Source organism: Thermoactinomyces sp. CICC 10521 (assembly GCF_016055135.1).
GTDB classification, from domain to species: domain Bacteria; phylum Bacillota; class Bacilli; order Thermoactinomycetales; family Thermoactinomycetaceae; genus Thermoactinomyces_A; species Thermoactinomyces_A daqus.
In genome coordinates this window covers 1-16,145 of sequence record NZ_JAECVZ010000005.1, presented here as the reverse complement: position 1 = coordinate 16,145, position 16,145 = coordinate 1, and the positions used below count along the sequence as shown (strand labels likewise).

The following is a 16,145-nucleotide window of genomic DNA, read 5'->3' as shown; positions in this document are numbered from 1 at the left end:
CAAGATGAGTTTTTTCAGGAAATTAAAAGAGAGTGTTTCCAAAAAAACCGATTCGGTCACACAAAAATTTATGACCGGACTGAAGAAGACGAGTACGCAGTTTGTCGGGGCCATATCCGACCTGTTCGCCGGTCGCAGCAAGATCGACGAGGATCTCTATGAGGAACTGGAAGAGATTTTGATCGGTGCAGATGTCGGGGTGACAACGACAATGGAATTGACGGAGCGTCTCCGTTCGGAAGTGAAGGAGAGAAAAATCAAAGAGCCTTCGGAATTGCAGCCGCTCCTGATGGAACTGATCAGTGAAATGCTGTCGGATAAACAGAGGGAGAGCAAGTTAAACCTGAATGAAGATGGATTAACCGTTATTTTGTTTGTGGGAGTGAACGGGGTCGGAAAAACGACCACGATCGGCAAACTGGCCCACCGCTTTAAAAGCGAAGGCAAAAAAGTGGTGCTGGCGGCCGGGGACACGTTCCGCGCCGGGGCGATTGAACAGCTGGAAACCTGGGGAGAACGTGTGGGAGTTGATGTGATCAAGCATCAGGCAGGTGCTGATCCCGCGGCAGTGATCTACGACGGCATTCAGGCCGCCCGCGCGCGCAAGGCGGATATTCTGCTCTGTGATACGGCAGGCCGCCTGCAAAACAAGGTGAACCTGATGGAAGAACTGAAAAAAGTATACCGCGTCGTGAAACGGGAAGTGCCTGACGGCCCGCATGAAGTGCTTCTGGTGCTTGATGCCACCACGGGACAAAATGCCCTGATCCAGGCGAAGCAATTTGGCGAAGCTGTCAATGTATCGGGCATCGTCTTGACAAAATTGGACGGAACGGCCAAAGGCGGAATTGTGATCGCCATCAATCACGAGTTAAACCTGCCGGTCAAACTGGTCGGACTCGGTGAAAAAGCGGATGACCTTCAGGACTTTGATGCCGATCAGTTTTTGCACGCCTTGTTCAAAGAAGCGATGGAAGAAGAGATGCAGGCGGAGTAATCGGCTTTTTGCAACAGGCATGGATGAGCGATCGGGCATGAGGGGAGAGGGGGTTTTTCATTCCCCCGCTTCCTTTTGGGTATTGATCAAGGAAAAAGCCTTGACATGATTATTTTCCTGGGGTATAGTATACACCTGTAAAGGTTAGCGCCTTGACGGTGCGCGGAGGTGTCTCCCGTGCTAGACCAGACAACGGAAATGAATCTGTTGTACGACTTTTATGGTTCGCTGTTGACCGAAAAGCAACGGGCCCTGCTTGAGATGTATTATGCGTTGGATTGGTCACTCGGAGAAATAGCCGAACATCAAGGTGTTTCCCGGCAAGCGGTATTTGAGGCGATCAAGCGGGCGCAAGCGACCATGTTGGATTTGGAAAACAAGCTGGGGCTTTTGCACAAGCACACAGAGCGACAACAGATTGCAGAGGAAATTTTGCGGCGCCTGGATGATGAGCCAGAAGCGCGTTCGCGAATTGAACCGCTCATTAAGAAAATGGTCGATCTTGATTAAGGGCCATGTGAGGAGGGGGCACCCATGGCATTTGAAGGATTGTCAGAGAGACTGCAATCGGTCATGCGCAAGTTGCGCGGCAAAGGAAAAGTGACGGAAGCGGATTTGAAAGAAGCGATGCGGGAAGTCCGTCTGGCGCTGTTGGAAGCAGATGTCAACTTTAAAGTTGTCAAAAGTTTCATCGACCGCGTCAAAGAACGGGCGATCGGACAGGAAGTGCTGAAAAGCTTAACCCCCGGACAGCAAGTCATCAAGGTGGTCAATGAAGAGTTGACTGCGCTGATGGGCGGGGAACAAAGCAAACTGGTTCAATCCGCAAAGCCGCCGACGAAGATCATGATGGTCGGTCTCCAAGGTGCCGGTAAAACGACCACTTCTGGCAAATTGGTACGTTATCTGCAAAAGCAAAACCGCCGCGCTCTCCTGGTGGCTGCAGACGTCTACCGCCCTGCGGCGATCAGGCAGTTGGAAATTTTGGGCGCGGATTTAAATACACCCGTTTTTTCCCTTGGGGATAAAGAGGATCCCGTTGTCATCGCACAGCGCGGTGTCGCCAAGGCGAAAGAAGAAAATTTGGATTACGTAATCATCGACACTGCGGGCCGCCTTCACGTCGATCAGGAAATGATGGACGAGTTGAAGCGGATTCGTGAGCAGGTGGAGCCCGATGAGATTTTGCTGGTCGTCGATGCGATGACCGGTCAGGATGCCGTCAATGTGGCAGAAACGTTCCACAGCGAACTGGGGCTCACCGGGGTGGTTTTGACTAAGTTGGACGGTGATACTCGCGGGGGTGCAGCCCTTTCCGTCAAAGCGGTTACCCAGTGCCCGATCAAATTTGTCGGCTTGGGCGAAAAAACCGATGCCCTTGAACCTTTTTATCCGGATCGCATGGCTTCCCGCATCCTGGGCATGGGCGACGTGCTCACCCTGATTGAAAAAGCGCAGGCAGCAGTTGATGCTGAGAAAGCAAAAGAGCTTGAACGAAAGATGCGCACGCTCTCATTTACGTTTGACGATTTTTTGGATCAGCTGCAGCAGGTTCGCAAGATGGGCCCGCTGGAAGACATGCTTGCCATGCTGCCGGGAGCCGGCCAGATCAAAGGGTTGAAAAACCTGCAAGTCGATGAGAAGCAGCTTTCCAGGGTCGAAGCGATTATCCGCTCGATGACCCCGCAGGAAAAAGAGAATCCTGAAATCATCAATGCCAGCCGGCGAAAACGGATTGCCAACGGCAGCGGCACGACGGTTCAGGATGTCAACCGCCTGTTGAAGCAATTTAATGACATGAAAAAAATGATGAAACAATTTTCGCAGATGAGCAAAGGCGGAAAAAGGAAAAAACGAGGCTTCCGTTTTCCGTTTATGCAATAGATGAAACCTTGTGCAGGAGGTGAAAAAAGATGGCAGTGAAAATCCGTTTAAGACGCATGGGAGCAAAAAAAGCCCCGTTTTACCGCGTCGTTGTGGCTGACTCTCGTGCACCGCGCGATGGCCGTTCCATTGATGAGATCGGATACTACAATCCGACAACTCAACCGGCCACGGTGAAAATTGACGAGGAAAAAGCCCTGAAATGGCTCGCTAACGGTGCACAACCTTCCGATACGGTACGCAGCTTGTTCCGCCAGGAAGGCATTTTGCAAAAAGTGCATGAGCAAAAACATCAAAAATAAGACTTCTGGGCATACCCTGGAGGATTATAAGCGATGAAAGAACTGATTGAATACATGGTGACGGCGCTGGTGGATCATCCGAAGCAAGTAAACGTCAGTGAACGAACAACCGAAGACGGCATCGTTTACGAGCTGTCGGTGGCGAAAGAGGATTTGGGTAAAGTGATCGGGCGACAAGGCCGGGTGATCAGAGCGATTCGCACGGTTGTAAGGGCAACAGCATGGAAGGAGAAGCAACGCGTATGGGTGAAAATCGTTTGAATCACAGAAAAGGCGGGGATTTCGGCTCCGGGTACTTGAATGTGGGCCGTATCGTCGGAACCCACGGTATTCGCGGTGAAGTTCGCGTTCTGTGCGATACCGACTTTCCCGAGCTGCGTTTTGCTCCAGGGAATCGGCTGTTGCTCCTCCGGTCTGATCTTAATGAGCCTTTGCCGCTGACTGTGGAAAAAAGCCGTCCGCATAAATCCGCACTGCTGGTGAAGTTTCAGGAGTGGAACAGCATTAACGAGGCTGAAGTTTACAAAAACAGCCGGCTGGTCGTTCCAAAAGAGGACTTGGCTCCGCTCAACGAAGAGGAAGGCGAGTTCTACTTTCACCAGATCATCGGATGTGAGGTAATCACCACGGAAGGCAGGAAGATCGGCAAGGTTAAAGAAATTTTGCCTCTGCCGGCCAACGATGTGTGGGTTGTTCGTTCTGATGATCAGGATAAGGAGATTTTGCTCCCCTATATTGAGCCGATCGTGAAGGATGTAGACCTCCAGCGGCAACAGATTACTATTCAGTGGATGGAAGGATTGGATTAATGTGGCAAAGATCCGTTTTGACGTGCTCACCCTTTTTCCGGAGATGTTTACCGGCTTCTTGCAATCGAGCATCATCAAACGAGCACATGAAAAAGGATTGATCGCAACCAATCTCATCAACTTCCGGGAATATGCAACCGATAAACACCGCACGGTTGATGATACCCCTTACGGAGGCGGCGGGGGGATGGTGTTGAAGCCGGAACCGCTGTTTGCTGCCGTTGATGATATTCTCGCACAAGTTGATGAACGTCCACCTGTAATCCTGATGTCGCCACAGGGTGTGCCTTTCACCCAGGCAAAGGCGGAGGAGCTGGCACGCCATTCTCATCTCGTTCTGCTCTGCGGCCATTACGAAGGTTATGATGAGCGGATCCGCCAACACCTGGTGACGGATGAGATCTCGATTGGCGATTATGTTCTGACTGGCGGCGAATTGCCGGCCATGGTGCTCATGGACAGCGTCAGCCGCTTGATTTCCGGTGTGCTGGGCAATGAATCCTCGGCTGTGGATGATTCCTTTTCCAGCGGTTTGCTCGAATATCCGCAATATACCCGCCCGCCTGAATTTCGGGGAATGAAAGTACCGGATGTTCTGTTATCCGGCCATCATGCCCGGATTGAACAATGGCGGCGTGAGCAATCCTTGCTTCGCACATGGCAGCGGCGGCCGGATCTGTTGAGAACGGCGGCTCTGACGGAAGAGGATCGCGCATTTTTGCGGGAATTGGAGCGTAAGTATTCCCATGAACAGTAATTGTATTCAATCAGGTCGTGTGTTACAATATTCTCCGTCTATCCGCCCGTGAAGTGCGGAGAAATGCGGAGTTGAAGATTCTTGATGAGAAAGGGGGTTTGTGAGGCATGCGTCCGATCATTCGTGAAATTACGGAAGAACAATTGAAAAAAGATATCCCCCAATTCCGTGCCGGGGACACTCTTCGTGTGCACGTGAGAGTAAAAGAGGGACAACGCGAACGTATTCAGGTATTTGAAGGCGTTGTGATCCAACGTCGTGGCGGGGGCATTTCCGAGACGTTTACCGTGCGCAAGATTTCCTATGGTGTAGGGGTTGAACGTACATTCCCGTTGCATTCGCCGCGCATTGAAAAAATCGAAGTGATCCGCCGCGGTAAAGTTCGCCGTGCGAAACTGTACTATCTGCGTAAACTTCGCGGTAAAGCAGCGCGCATTAAGGAAATTCACTAATATACCATTGGGTTTGAAGGGCTTGGACGGGTTCAAGCCCTTTCTTCGCATCTATCTATGTTTCTGCCAAGTGGAGGGAAGCAAATGGATGAATTTGTCCCTCGTTCAGAACAGTCCCTGCAACCGGATCAGAAAAACGGCAAAAAGAAAATATTGGATTGGGCAAAAGCAATTTTGCTGGCGCTGATTTTAGCCGTTCTCATTCGCATGTTTGTGTTTGAACCGTTTAATGTTTCCGGCCCTTCCATGCAGGATACCTTGTTTACGGGCGATTTGGTGATGGTGGATAAATTGATCTACGACTTTCGTGAACCGCACCGGGGTGAGGTGGTTGTGTTTCACGCCCCGGAACAGCAGGATTTTATCAAACGCGTGATCGCCCTGCCAGGAGAGACAATCGAGGCAAAGAACAATAAAATTTTCATTAACGGCAAAATGATCAATGAACCCTACATATCCGAAGATAACCGGACACTTGATTTTGATCAGGTAAAAGTGCCTCCCGGCGATGTGTTTGTGATGGGAGACAATCGCATCAACAGCAAGGACAGCAGGGATATCGGCCCTGTTCCGATCTCGAAGATCGTCGGTCGGGCGGAGTTTGTTTACTATCCATTTGATCACATCCAGTTTTTATGGTAAAAATCAAATAACAGACTGCTGCAGAAAGAGCTTGAAACCATCCGCTCCGGATTGTGATATCAAGCTCTTTTCTCCTTTACGAAAACCTGGTTCATGCAGCGGGAATATCGGGTCTGTAGAATGAAGAAGGTGACTGACAGTTGACGATTCAATGGTTTCCGGGGCATATGGCGAAAGCGCGCAGGCAAGTGGAAGAAAAATTGAAGCTGGTGGATATCGTCTTCGAATTATTGGACGGCCGCTTGCCTCTCTCGAGCCGAAACCCGATGATGGATGAGATTCTCAAACAAAAACCGCGGCTAATTCTGTTCACAAAAAGCGATTTGGCGGATGAGAAGGCGACCGGGCGCTGGATCGATTATTTTCGGGAGCGGGGTTTGACTGTTTTGCCGATTGACGCACAGACGGGAAAAGGGGTGAAGCAAATCATTCCCGCCAGTGAGCGTCTGCTGGCGCCCCTGTTTGCGCAGAGGGAGAAAAAAGGAATTCAGTCGCGAAAATTTCGTGCGATGGTGGTGGGGATTCCCAATGTCGGCAAATCTTCGCTGATTAATCGTCTGGCCAGTCGAACTGCGACGGTGACGGGCGACCGCCCCGGAGTAACCAAGGCGCAACAATGGATTCGGGTGGGAAAAACCTTGGAATTACTCGATACCCCGGGGATTTTGTGGCCCAAGTTCGATGATCCCGAAGTGGGTTACCGCCTGGCCGCCAGCGGTGCGATCAAAGAGGAGATCTTGCCTCTGGAAGATGTCGCACTTTATACCATCCGCTTTTTAAAAGAGCGTTATCCGGAAGCACTGCGCAAACGTTATAACCTGAACGAAGTTTCCGCTGCGGATGGCGTCCAACTGATGGAGATGATCGGAAGGAAACGGGGTTGTCTGATTCGCGGAGGAGAGATCGACTATGAAAAAGTAGCGGAGATTCTCCTGAATGACCTGCGTTCGGGACGGCTTGGGCAGATTACGTTGGAGTTGCCGGAAGACCTGCAGAAAAAGGAGGAAACGGATGAAGGGAACGATAGCGGAGATTAAGGCTTGGCTGAAATCCCAAGAGACGATTTCCGGAGCGGAGCTTGAAGCCCTGTTGCAAGATTCACGGGCGGGTGTGCGTCAACTCGCTCGTTCCTACATAAAAGAACAAGAACGAAGAGAAAAAGAACGCGCACGGTTGGATGCGATGTGGAAATATGAGCGCGAATGCCGCGCCCGGGGGATAAAATGGATTGCCGGGGTGGATGAAGCGGGCAGGGGACCGTTGGCTGGTCCGGTTGTTGCCGCTGCCGTGATTTTGCCGGCCGATTTTCCCGTGGAAGGTTTAAATGATTCAAAACAGCTGACGGCAAAAGAACGAAATGTGTTAAAACAACGGATCGAGCAGAAAGCGATTGCAATCGGCATCGGGTTGGTCGATGTCGCGTACATAGACCGGCATAATATTTTGCAGGCGACATATGAAGCGATGCGGACGGCGATTCGGCAATTGGAACCGGTGCCGGAAATAATTTTGGCCGATGCCGTGACCATTCCCAGCATTTCCATCAATCAGCAGAGAATTGTCAAGGGAGACGCTCTCAGCCATTCGATTGCCGCCGCCTCCGTCATTGCCAAAACGACCAGGGATGAATGGATGATTGAAGCGGCCCGAAAATATCCGGAATACGGTTTTGACCAAAACATGGGGTATGGAACCCCGGAGCATCTGGAGGCACTCAGGAAATGGGGACCGACTCCGTTACATCGCCGCAGTTTTGCCCCGGTTCGTGAATGGTTTACGGAAAATGAGATGACGCTGGCCATGGCCGGGGAGGAAAGATGAAAGACCGGCGCAAGGAAGTAGGGCGGATGGGGGAAAAGCTGGCTGCGGACATGTTGCGGGATAAAGGATATGAGATTGTGGAGCGCAATTGGGCCAGCCGCCTTGGGGAATTGGATTTGATCACGCAAAAGGACGGACAATTGGTGATCGTGGAAGTTCGCACGACTTGTGGCGGAAAATACGGTTACGGTTTTCAGTCGGTAGATGTGCGCAAGCAACAGAAAGTGCGGCGTTTGGCCATTCAGTACATTCAACGGAAGCAGCTGGGGCACATGCCGGTGCGTTTTGACGTCGTCTCCGTCCTGTTGAACCGGGAGTTGTTGCCGCTGCAAATCGATCATATTGAAGGAGCTTTTTGAAGGAAGACAACCTCTTTTCCGGCAGGAGAGGTTGTCTTTTTTTGTGAAAGTGTTTTGCCGCAGCATGACGGCGCTCACCTGACTCTCCCGGGTTCCTGCTGGTCTCCGCTCCTGAATTGATTTGGTTTTTCTTCCCTCGCCCCGAAAGGTGATGTTTGTTTTTGTTTAATCCCTTTTTTGGGAATAACTTTTTTACAGAAATTGCACACTATGAATAGTAGAGAAGATCAAGGATGTAAGGAGGGAAAAAGGATGGGAAAACTTGAGCGCTACGGAGACCGTGGAGGTTTCCCCGATCCGTTCGCTTATCCGTTGGCACAGATCCATTCCGAAATAAACCGGGCGTTTGAACGCTTTTTTGAGAACCCTGCCTGGACGCATCCCATGGCGATGATGCCGGCGATCAATATGAAAGATGACGGGAACCAATATCAAATTGAGGCGGAAATGCCCGGAATTGAGGAAAAGGACGTTGAGATTGAAGTACATGGACGTCAACTGACGATTAAAGGGGAACGTACACAGGAAGAGAGAAAACAAGGCGAACGAATGTACATCTCCGAACGAAGATACGGTTCTTTCCACCGGACGGTGACACTTCCGGAAGATGCCAATCTCGATCACATCACGGCCGATTATGAAAACGGCGTCTTGCTGATCACGGTTCCAAAAGTTCCGGGAAAAGAGCCGAGGAAGATCAGAATCAACCGCAACCGGCGCTCATGACAGAAGCACTTCCAATTCGGAAAGCGGGCGGAAATCGGAAACGCCGTACTCTGGTGAAGAGGATGGGTGTTTTTCTGCCGGAATTTTTGCGACGAAGGAGCCGGGAACAAGCGGCAAGAAGGAAACAAGCTGAAGCACCTCTGCGTTTGAGGTGCTCTTTTTCAGATCAACAGGTGGAACAATTGTTCGTCTTTATTGATCTCCAGATAGGAGATTCCCTTGTTATTCATCCGTTCAATCAAAGGGGCATAATCTTCCCGATGTTTCAATTCGATTCCCACCAGGGCCGGGCCGTTATCTTTGTTATTTTTCTTCGTGTACTCAAAGCGGGTAATATCATCGTTCTCCCCCAGCACATCATCTAAAAATTCGCGTAATGCACCGGCGCGCTGCGGAAAATTGATGATGAAATAATGCTTGAGCCCTTCATAGATCAAGGAGCGTTCTTTGATCTCCTGCATGCGTTCGATATCATTATTGCCACCGCTGACAATGCAGACCACGTTTTTTCCCCGGATTTTATCTTTATAAAAATCGAGTGCGGCAATGGATAATGCACCCGCAGGTTCTGCCACAATCGCATGGCGGTTGTAAAGATGAAGGATGGTGCTACATACCTTTCCTTCAGGGACCGCGACAATGTCATCCACATGTTCCTGGCAAATTTTAAAAGTTAAATTGCCGACCTTTTGCACGGCTGCCCCATCGACGAACGGGTTGATCTGTGCCAGCGGAACCACTTCGCCCGCTGCAAAGGATTGCTTCATTCCGGCGGCCCCTTCCGGTTCGACCCCGATCACTTTTGTATCCGGATTTACGCTTTTTATGTAGGAACTGACCCCCGCCGCAAGTCCGCCACCGCCTATCGCCACAAACACATAATCGGGAGGCTGATTCATGTCGTTCAAAATTTCAATCCCGATCGTGCCCTGCCCCACAATCGTCCGGTAATCGTCAAACGGGTGAATAAAGGCCATATTTTCCTCTGTGGCGCACGCGACCGCCTGGTTAAAAGAGTCATCAAAGGTGTCTCCCGTCAAAATGATCTCGACATATTCACCTCCGTAATGTTTAACCTGGGAAATCTTCTGTCTGGGTGTCGTCGTCGGCATAAATATTTTGCCCCTGATTTTCAGCATGTGGCAGGAATAGGCCACCCCTTGTGCATGATTGCCTGCACTGGCACAGACAACGCCCCGTCCCAGCTCCTCGCTGGACAAGCGGCAAATCGTATGATAAGCGCCGCGGATTTTAAAGGAGCGAATCACTTGCTGATCTTCCCGTTTCAGGTAAAGATTGCAGCCATATTGCTCCGAGAGTAACGTGTTTTTCTCCAGAGGTGTTTTATTTAACACTTCTTTCAATGTTTGATGGGCAATAATAATATCCTCAATTTTTACTTTTCCCATATGACTACATCCTTTGCTATTTTTCTAATTGATAGATAATTTTAGCACAGGAAATTCTGATTGCAAGGGTTTCTTTGGAGATGGTGCTGAACAATCCCGGAAAAGCAGAAGGAGATTGTCGAGAGAGCACGAAAAAAGGAAGTATCCAAATATTTCCGGGGGAATAAAGATGTACGCAAAAATGGTAAGTGCCAGTGTATTTGGCATTGACGGACTGATCGTGGAAGTGGAAGTCGACATAAGCAACGGTCTGCCGGCTTTTGAAATTGTCGGATTGCCGGATTCGGCAGTCAGGGAAGCGAGGGACCGCGTTCGGGCAGCCGTAAAAAACAGCGGTGTCAGCTTCCCGTTGCAACGGATTACTACGAATTTGGCTCCTGCAGATATAAAGAAAGAAGGTTCAGGTTTTGATCTGGCGATTGCCATTGGTGTGCTGATCGCCAGTGAACAGTTAAAACCGGAAGTTTCCATGGATCGCATGTTGCTCGTCGGTGAATTGGCCTTGGACGGTTCATTGAGGCCGCTCAACGGAATTTTGCCGATGGTGATGGCGGCGAAGGAAGCGGGAATCGAACAAGTGATGTTGCCGCTGGCCAACAGCGAGGAAGGGGCTTTGGTCGACGGAATGAGGGTACTGCCGGTTGAATCGTTGCAGCAGGCGATCCGATTTTTCCGCGGGGAGTGGCAGCCGGATTGGCAACCGCAAACCAAGGAGCAGGAAGAAAGTTCGTTTCCGCATGATTTTGCCGATGTGCAGGGACAAGCCCATGTGAAACGGGCGATGGAAGTGGCGGCGGCCGGCGGTCATAATCTTTTGCTCATCGGACCGCCGGGATCGGGAAAAACGATGCTGGCACGCAGAATTCCCTCCATTTTACCCAATATGAGCTTGCAAGAGGCATTGGAAGTCACCAAAATTTGCAGTATTGCCGGACTTACGGCTGACCGGGGCCACCATATCCCAGGCAGGGCTGGTCGGGGGTGGGGCAATTCCGAAACCGGGTGAAGTCAGCCTTGCCCATCGCGGTGTGCTGTTTCTGGACGAGTTGCCCGAGTTTTCGAAGTCTGCGCTGGAGGTGCTGCGCCAACCGCTGGAGGATCACGAAGTAACCGTTGGGCGGGCCCGTGCTGTCTTTACATTTCCTGCGGAGTTCATGCTGGTGGCTTCGATGAATCCGTGTCCTTGCGGTTACTTTGGTTATGAAGAAGACCGCTCCTGCACCTGTACACCGCATCAGGTGGGCCGGTACCGCTCCAAAATTTCCGGTCCGCTGCTTGACCGCATCGACATTCACATCGAAGTGCCCAAAGTGGATTATAAGACGTTGTCATCCCCGGTCAGAGGAGAATCCTCGGCAGAAATACGCAAACGTGTAAACCAGGCGCGCGAGATTCAACGGGAACGGTACAAAGGGAGGGGAGGGATCTCCAACAGCAGCATGAGCCCGGACGATATAAGCCGCTATTGCCGGCTGGATGCTCCCTCCCGTCAGATCCTGAAGCAAGCATTCGACACCCTTGGCTTAAGCGCCCGGGCCCATGACCGCATCCTCAAGGTGGCCCGTACCATTGCTGACTTGGCCGGTAACGAAATGATTCAAATGGAACACATCGCCGAGGCGATTCAGTACCGGACACTGGACCGGAAGTTTTGGGAATGATTTGTCTCAGACAAAGAGATTGGCTAAAAGAGGTTTAGCTTGTTTCCTGGTATTATAAATGAACAACGAATGATGACAGTTTCTCAAGCCTCAGGTGCCTCAGTTCGATGAGCGGGGGATGGAGAGCGGAGTTGTGAGTCTATCTTGACACACTCTCCGCTTTTTAATCAGAGCGCCTCCATAAAAAAGCAAGTTTTCAAGCAATTCAAGCCGGCTCAGATGCCACCTCATTATCATGGAGATTCAGCTCTACAAGCCAGGAACACAAAAGTGTTTGCGATTAACTTGAAGCTTCAATGAATATGGATAAGCACAACCATGTTGATGCTGGCTAATCAATCGTCGGTTACGTTTTGGACGACTGTCAATGATTATGGTGCTGCAGGAACAACTGTTTTCTACTATTTAACTATTGACATAAAAAATTACTATACAAAAATACAAAACGAATGGGGGGATAGACTTGAGAAAATTATTTAATAAAAAATATTTATTATTTTTCTATTAGCATTTGTTTGTGTGGGTATTTTGGGGGGGCGGCTCAGCTTTAGCCGATGGGAACAGTTTTAACATTCCTCACGTAAATGATCATTTTGACAAGGTCAAGCAAGGGCCGCCACCAACGAAAGAGACTCCCGACACTTCAACTTCCCAAGAGGAAAAAGAGCACGGATCCGGGAATTGGTTTACAAAAGCATGGAATTGGACGAAGGAAACCGTCTCCATTGCCTGGAATAAAACAAAAGAATTCTGTTCCGAATCATGGGACTGGATATGTAAGGTCTGTGGCCAGATCACAAAAGTCGTTGTAGATGGGTTGTCTTCTGCATGGAATTGGATTAAGGATAATATCGTCACCATTGGATTAACGGTCGGGATCATCGTGTTGGCCATTGCGGCTGTGCTCTTGATTGTTTTTGGTAGCGAATTCGTGCTTGGTGCGCTCGTAATCTCAGGAGAAACGCTGGGAGAAGGGATTCTGGCCGGTATTGTCATCAGTGGTCTTTTTTCCTGGCTTTCAGGAAATGATTTTTTTGGAACAGAAATGCTCTCAGATATGTTTTTTGGAGGTTTGTCCGGAGGCATTGGGGGAGCTATCGGCTCCTGGGTATCCTCAAGTGTTGCCGGATCGGGCTTTGTTTCCTGGCTTGGTTCAAGGATTTCCTTGTTAAGAGAAGCCTTTCCCAAAATTCTGGGTGGAGCAGCAGGCGGCGGGGCAGGTCAATCTCTTTTTGATTGGTTTAAGACCGGGAAGGTGAATCTCCGAAATACGTTTGTTGCGACCGTCTTTGGTGGATTCTTTGCACTTACGGGCTGGTCCATTTCTAACCATACAGGCCCGATCCTTTCCAAAATCAATGAAATTCCGATCCCGAAACTTGAGGTAGGCGTATAGACGCATCGGGAATGAAAATCCCAACCATTGGTTTTGGTAAAATAACCGTTGGAGATACTGAATTCGGTGCGTGGTTGCAGAAGTTTCCTTCTAAAGGCGAGGGTAAGGGGACGGGTAAACCTACGAAATTTAAATTTGATTTTGCTAAAGCGCGTAAAGAAGGAATTAAGAGAATTGAAGATGAGTTTGGTGGGGTAAATGAGAACGTTGCAAACAGTAAAGCAATACTTAACCCAAGAGATATCAGATTTATGCAGAGTACTGTTAGTAATAAAACCGGTGATTATACAGTACTGAATAACGCCAAGACATTCTCTCAAGACCCTTCTAAGATATTTGAACTTCCACCTATAAGGGTTTGGCAAGATGGAAAAGGTAACATATGGACACTAGACCATAGAAGGCTAGCGGCAGCAAGACTTGCAGGTATTAAAGAGATTCCAGTTCAGTGGGTTTCAAAAGACGAGGTTTACAAAGATGCATGGAAATTCACTACAAAAGTGGACGGTAAATCTGTTGTACTAAAAATTGGAGATGGCTCGACGCAAGTTATTAAATAGGAGGAGTTAACATTGGGGATTCAGGATATGTTAGAGAAGGTTGAGAATAAGGATGATTTTATAAAGTTTATTTCTCTTTTGGTAAAAGATTTAAAACAAAACTCAAATGATTGGGTAAATACAAGCCTTGAAGATTATTTAAATGGGATCGCATCATGGGTTGAAGATGTGGATGGACTAATTACTGACCCAAGCGAAGATTTCACAGAGGGTATTGATTGGAATTTTGTTGCTACAATTTTATTTGCAGGAAGTCGTTATGAGTAATGACTTCCTGGTAGATTAAAATACAGAAGTTTGTCGGCGAAGTCTGTTATCGCAGACAGGTCGACAAGCTTTTTTTCGAATCATATTAGTAGAAAATTATAAAATGGGGGATTCCTTTTGTTATCTAAACATGGAAAAGGCAGTCGAAACCAACTTGAGATCATCACATTAGATGATTTTTAGTACCTGCGGACCATTAGGTTCGAAAGATTGAAGACAGCTTGATTTTGACTTTATCTATGACCTTGTTGAAGACTATTATTGCCTTGACAATGGGAGACCCAGTGTTGATCAGTCTTCTTAATTAAAATGGCATTGATCCAATATTTATTTGGCATTCGATCCATGAGCCAAACCATTAAGGAGATTGAAACCAATGTGGCTTATCGTTGGTTTCTTGGTTATGGACTCACAGAAAAAATCCCCCATTTTTCAGTTCGGAAAGAATTAAGTCCGTTCGCTTTCAAGACACGGATCTATTTGAAATGATTTTTAATCACATTTTACAAGAAGCTATGAATCATGGTTTTGTCAATCCAGAAGTCATCTTTATTGATTCAATACATGTGAAAGCCAATGCAAATAAAAAGAAATATGTTAAGAAGCTGGTTCGAGCGCAGGCCCGAACCTACCAAGAGCAACTTGAGGATGAAATCATCCAGAATTGATTGGCTTATGGAAAAAAGATATTGACTCCCAAAACGGACATTGAAATTAAAGAGGTTAAGGAAAGCACAACTGATCCGGAAAGCGGGTATTTTGTCAAAAATGAACGACAGCGAATTTTTACTTATTCCTTTCATACTGGCTTTGATCGGAATTGCTTTGTCTCGGGAGCCATTGTAGAGCAGGTAATGTCCATGATATCCGGGGTTTTCCATCTCTTTATGAACGGATCAAAACAACTGTTACTCAGCGAACAGCTGTTGCTGATGATGCTGGTTATAAAACTCCTTAGTCGGCATATGAAAAAAATCTCGCGCGTAAATCAAAAGAAGGAAAGCCGCCAAGAGACTGCTTGTGATTTGGCCAAAAGTAAATATGGCATTGAAATAAGGTTCAGGGAGGAATAAATCGTGCAGGTCTCACCAGAAATGCAATTACCACCGGAGATCAGAGCAGCATTGGAGAAGATTGATTTTATTAACAGGTACAAAAACATTTCTGCGAAATATGACTTTGACGAAGAATTTGATTATGATAATGATAAAGCTTTGAGGATATTTACTGAATTAGGTTATCCGGCCCGATATGACAAAAGGGAAAATTTCTTTCAAATTGTAGAGGAATACCCTCCTTTTCAATTTAAATTCAATATTTCTCTCAGATATGCACTTTTGGAGTTTATCTGGGCAGTTTGGAAGAATGGAGAGTTACTGATTGGTGATCCATGGAACTGGTTAAAGCAGTTATTGGATGGTACAGACGAACGTTTCAGAGCAGCCGGATTCCGCAATTACGATGATTTAAGGGAAGTATTGAAAGAAGCGTTTGATATGTATGAGGATTTCAAACGGGTTTTGCTGGAAACCACTGATTCTGAATAATTATATTCCCCGGGCGACCCATATCGCCCTTTTTTTGTTTTGGCATTTATTTCAAATAGCAGGAAAGCCAAGGAGGAACATTCTTTGGAGAAGGAAGGATATGTATCATTGTTTATTGGTAACTTAAGTTCGTTTGAAGAACTCGAAAACTATGTGATGCAAAGTTATACGGAAGACGGGAATTTGGTCAATTCGGAATTCGGGAAGGATTTTAACATTGAATATTACGATGACGATTTTAGAGAAGTAGAGTTTCACAATGAACCATCGAGGGATTTGCGAGTTATTCTTAAGAGCTTTTCATATGATGAAAAAATAATTCCTGAATTTATCGGGATTTGCGGTGAGCATCTGGACCAGGAAGCGAATTCAGTTATTTTACTTTATAACTTTGACTATGATGGAAACGTAAAAGGATCAAAGCAGAGTTAAGTCCGTATAATTGTGTAAAAATGGCAGCTGCGAAAAATAATTGAGCCATGGTGAAATTCCTCGGTTAGAATAGTAGTTGGCAAACATTCCCAAACAAGGAGGGTTTCACAATGGCTCAATACCA

Annotated in this window: 20 protein-coding genes and 2 pseudogenes; 21 read left to right on the top strand and 1 reads right to left on the bottom strand. The window is 47.9% G+C overall.

From position 1 onward, the window contains the following. Positions 1-4: 4 nt before the first annotated feature. From ftsY to I8U17_RS05175, 13 genes are all read left to right on the top strand, one after another. Positions 5-997 (top strand): signal recognition particle-docking protein FtsY, encoded by a 993-nt coding sequence (gene ftsY, locus I8U17_RS05235; RefSeq protein ID WP_033099756.1) that lies wholly within the window; start codon positions 5-7, stop codon positions 995-997. Positions 998-1,174: 177 nt separating this feature from the next. Then, the gene (gene ylxM / locus I8U17_RS05230) at positions 1,175-1,507 is read left to right on the top strand and encodes a YlxM family DNA-binding protein (RefSeq protein ID WP_033099755.1); all 333 of its coding nucleotides are present in this window, start codon (positions 1,175-1,177) and stop codon (positions 1,505-1,507) included. A 24-nt stretch (positions 1,508-1,531) separates the two neighbouring features. Beyond that, positions 1,532-2,881, top strand: coding sequence for a signal recognition particle protein (ffh, locus tag I8U17_RS05225; protein WP_198055693.1), 1,350 nt, complete (start codon positions 1,532-1,534; stop codon positions 2,879-2,881). Between the two features lie 29 nt (positions 2,882-2,910). Then, positions 2,911-3,183 carry a 30S ribosomal protein S16 gene (rpsP, locus tag I8U17_RS05220; protein WP_033099753.1) on the top strand — a complete coding sequence of 91 codons (273 nt, stop codon included), beginning with the start codon at positions 2,911-2,913 and terminating at the stop codon, positions 3,181-3,183. Between the two features lie 33 nt (positions 3,184-3,216). Continuing rightward, positions 3,217-3,444, top strand: coding sequence for a KH domain-containing protein (locus I8U17_RS05215; RefSeq protein ID WP_033099752.1), 228 nt, complete (start codon positions 3,217-3,219; stop codon positions 3,442-3,444). Then, entirely contained in the window at positions 3,426-3,992 is a 567-nt protein-coding gene (rimM, locus tag I8U17_RS05210; RefSeq protein WP_052153968.1) for a ribosome maturation factor RimM, read from the top strand. The genes I8U17_RS05215 and rimM overlap by 19 nt, the downstream gene beginning before the upstream one ends. A 10-nt stretch (positions 3,993-4,002) precedes the next feature. Continuing rightward, positions 4,003-4,749, top strand: coding sequence for a tRNA (guanosine(37)-N1)-methyltransferase TrmD (gene trmD, locus I8U17_RS05205; protein ID WP_033099781.1), 747 nt, complete (start codon positions 4,003-4,005; stop codon positions 4,747-4,749). 107 nt (positions 4,750-4,856) lie between these two features. Continuing rightward, positions 4,857-5,201, top strand: a complete 345-nt coding sequence (gene rplS, locus I8U17_RS05200) for a 50S ribosomal protein L19 (protein ID WP_033099751.1) — start codon at positions 4,857-4,859, stop codon at positions 5,199-5,201. An 84-nt stretch (positions 5,202-5,285) separates the two neighbouring features. After that, the gene (lepB, locus tag I8U17_RS05195) at positions 5,286-5,843 is read left to right on the top strand and encodes a signal peptidase I (RefSeq protein WP_198055695.1); all 558 of its coding nucleotides are present in this window, start codon (positions 5,286-5,288) and stop codon (positions 5,841-5,843) included. Between the two features lie 140 nt (positions 5,844-5,983). After that, positions 5,984-6,880, top strand: a complete 897-nt coding sequence (gene ylqF, locus I8U17_RS05190) for a ribosome biogenesis GTPase YlqF (RefSeq protein WP_198059125.1) — start codon at positions 5,984-5,986, stop codon at positions 6,878-6,880. Further along, positions 6,855-7,664, top strand: a complete 810-nt coding sequence (locus I8U17_RS05185) for a ribonuclease HII (RefSeq protein ID WP_198055697.1) — start codon at positions 6,855-6,857, stop codon at positions 7,662-7,664. The genes ylqF and I8U17_RS05185 overlap by 26 nt, the downstream gene beginning before the upstream one ends. Next, positions 7,661-8,023 carry a YraN family protein gene (locus I8U17_RS05180; RefSeq protein ID WP_033099748.1) on the top strand — a complete coding sequence of 121 codons (363 nt, stop codon included), beginning with the start codon at positions 7,661-7,663 and terminating at the stop codon, positions 8,021-8,023. Before I8U17_RS05185 ends, I8U17_RS05180 begins: the two co-directional genes overlap by 4 nt. A gap of 252 nt (positions 8,024-8,275) precedes the next feature. Continuing rightward, positions 8,276-8,749, top strand: coding sequence for an Hsp20/alpha crystallin family protein (locus tag I8U17_RS05175; protein WP_052153967.1), 474 nt, complete (start codon positions 8,276-8,278; stop codon positions 8,747-8,749). Positions 8,750-8,910: 161 nt separating this feature from the next. On the opposite strand, the gene ilvA is transcribed toward I8U17_RS05175, so the two are convergent. Beyond that, positions 8,911-10,158, bottom strand: coding sequence for a threonine ammonia-lyase IlvA (gene ilvA, locus I8U17_RS05170; RefSeq protein ID WP_033099747.1), 1,248 nt, complete (start codon positions 10,156-10,158; stop codon positions 8,911-8,913). Between the two features lie 169 nt (positions 10,159-10,327). Between ilvA and I8U17_RS05165 the strand changes: the two are divergent. From I8U17_RS05165 to I8U17_RS05125, 8 genes and pseudogenes are all read left to right on the top strand, one after another. After that, a pseudogene (locus tag I8U17_RS05165) lies at positions 10,328-11,423 on the top strand (YifB family Mg chelatase-like AAA ATPase); the annotation flags it as partial. Beyond that, positions 11,397-11,819 (top strand): magnesium chelatase subunit ChlI family protein, encoded by a 423-nt coding sequence (locus I8U17_RS18755; RefSeq protein ID WP_370589214.1) that lies wholly within the window; start codon positions 11,397-11,399, stop codon positions 11,817-11,819. The pseudogene I8U17_RS05165 and the gene I8U17_RS18755, both read left to right, overlap by 27 nt. A 511-nt stretch (positions 11,820-12,330) precedes the next feature. Further along, entirely contained in the window at positions 12,331-13,215 is an 885-nt protein-coding gene (locus I8U17_RS05160; protein ID WP_152568471.1) for a hypothetical protein, read from the top strand. A gap of 11 nt (positions 13,216-13,226) precedes the next feature. Next, positions 13,227-13,775 (top strand): ParB/Srx family N-terminal domain-containing protein, encoded by a 549-nt coding sequence (locus I8U17_RS05155; protein ID WP_198059124.1) that lies wholly within the window; start codon positions 13,227-13,229, stop codon positions 13,773-13,775. 12 nt (positions 13,776-13,787) lie between these two features. Then, the gene (locus I8U17_RS05150; RefSeq protein WP_181735452.1) at positions 13,788-14,042 is read left to right on the top strand and encodes a DUF7660 family protein; all 255 of its coding nucleotides are present in this window, start codon (positions 13,788-13,790) and stop codon (positions 14,040-14,042) included. A 117-nt stretch (positions 14,043-14,159) separates the two neighbouring features. After that, positions 14,160-14,997: pseudogene (locus I8U17_RS18295) on the top strand (transposase); the annotation flags it as partial. A 121-nt stretch (positions 14,998-15,118) separates the two neighbouring features. Further along, entirely contained in the window at positions 15,119-15,589 is a 471-nt protein-coding gene (locus I8U17_RS05130) for a hypothetical protein (RefSeq protein WP_198059122.1), read from the top strand. A gap of 84 nt (positions 15,590-15,673) precedes the next feature. Continuing rightward, entirely contained in the window at positions 15,674-16,021 is a 348-nt protein-coding gene (locus I8U17_RS05125; RefSeq protein ID WP_198059121.1) for an immunity 22 family protein, read from the top strand. Positions 16,022-16,145 lie beyond the last annotated feature (124 nt).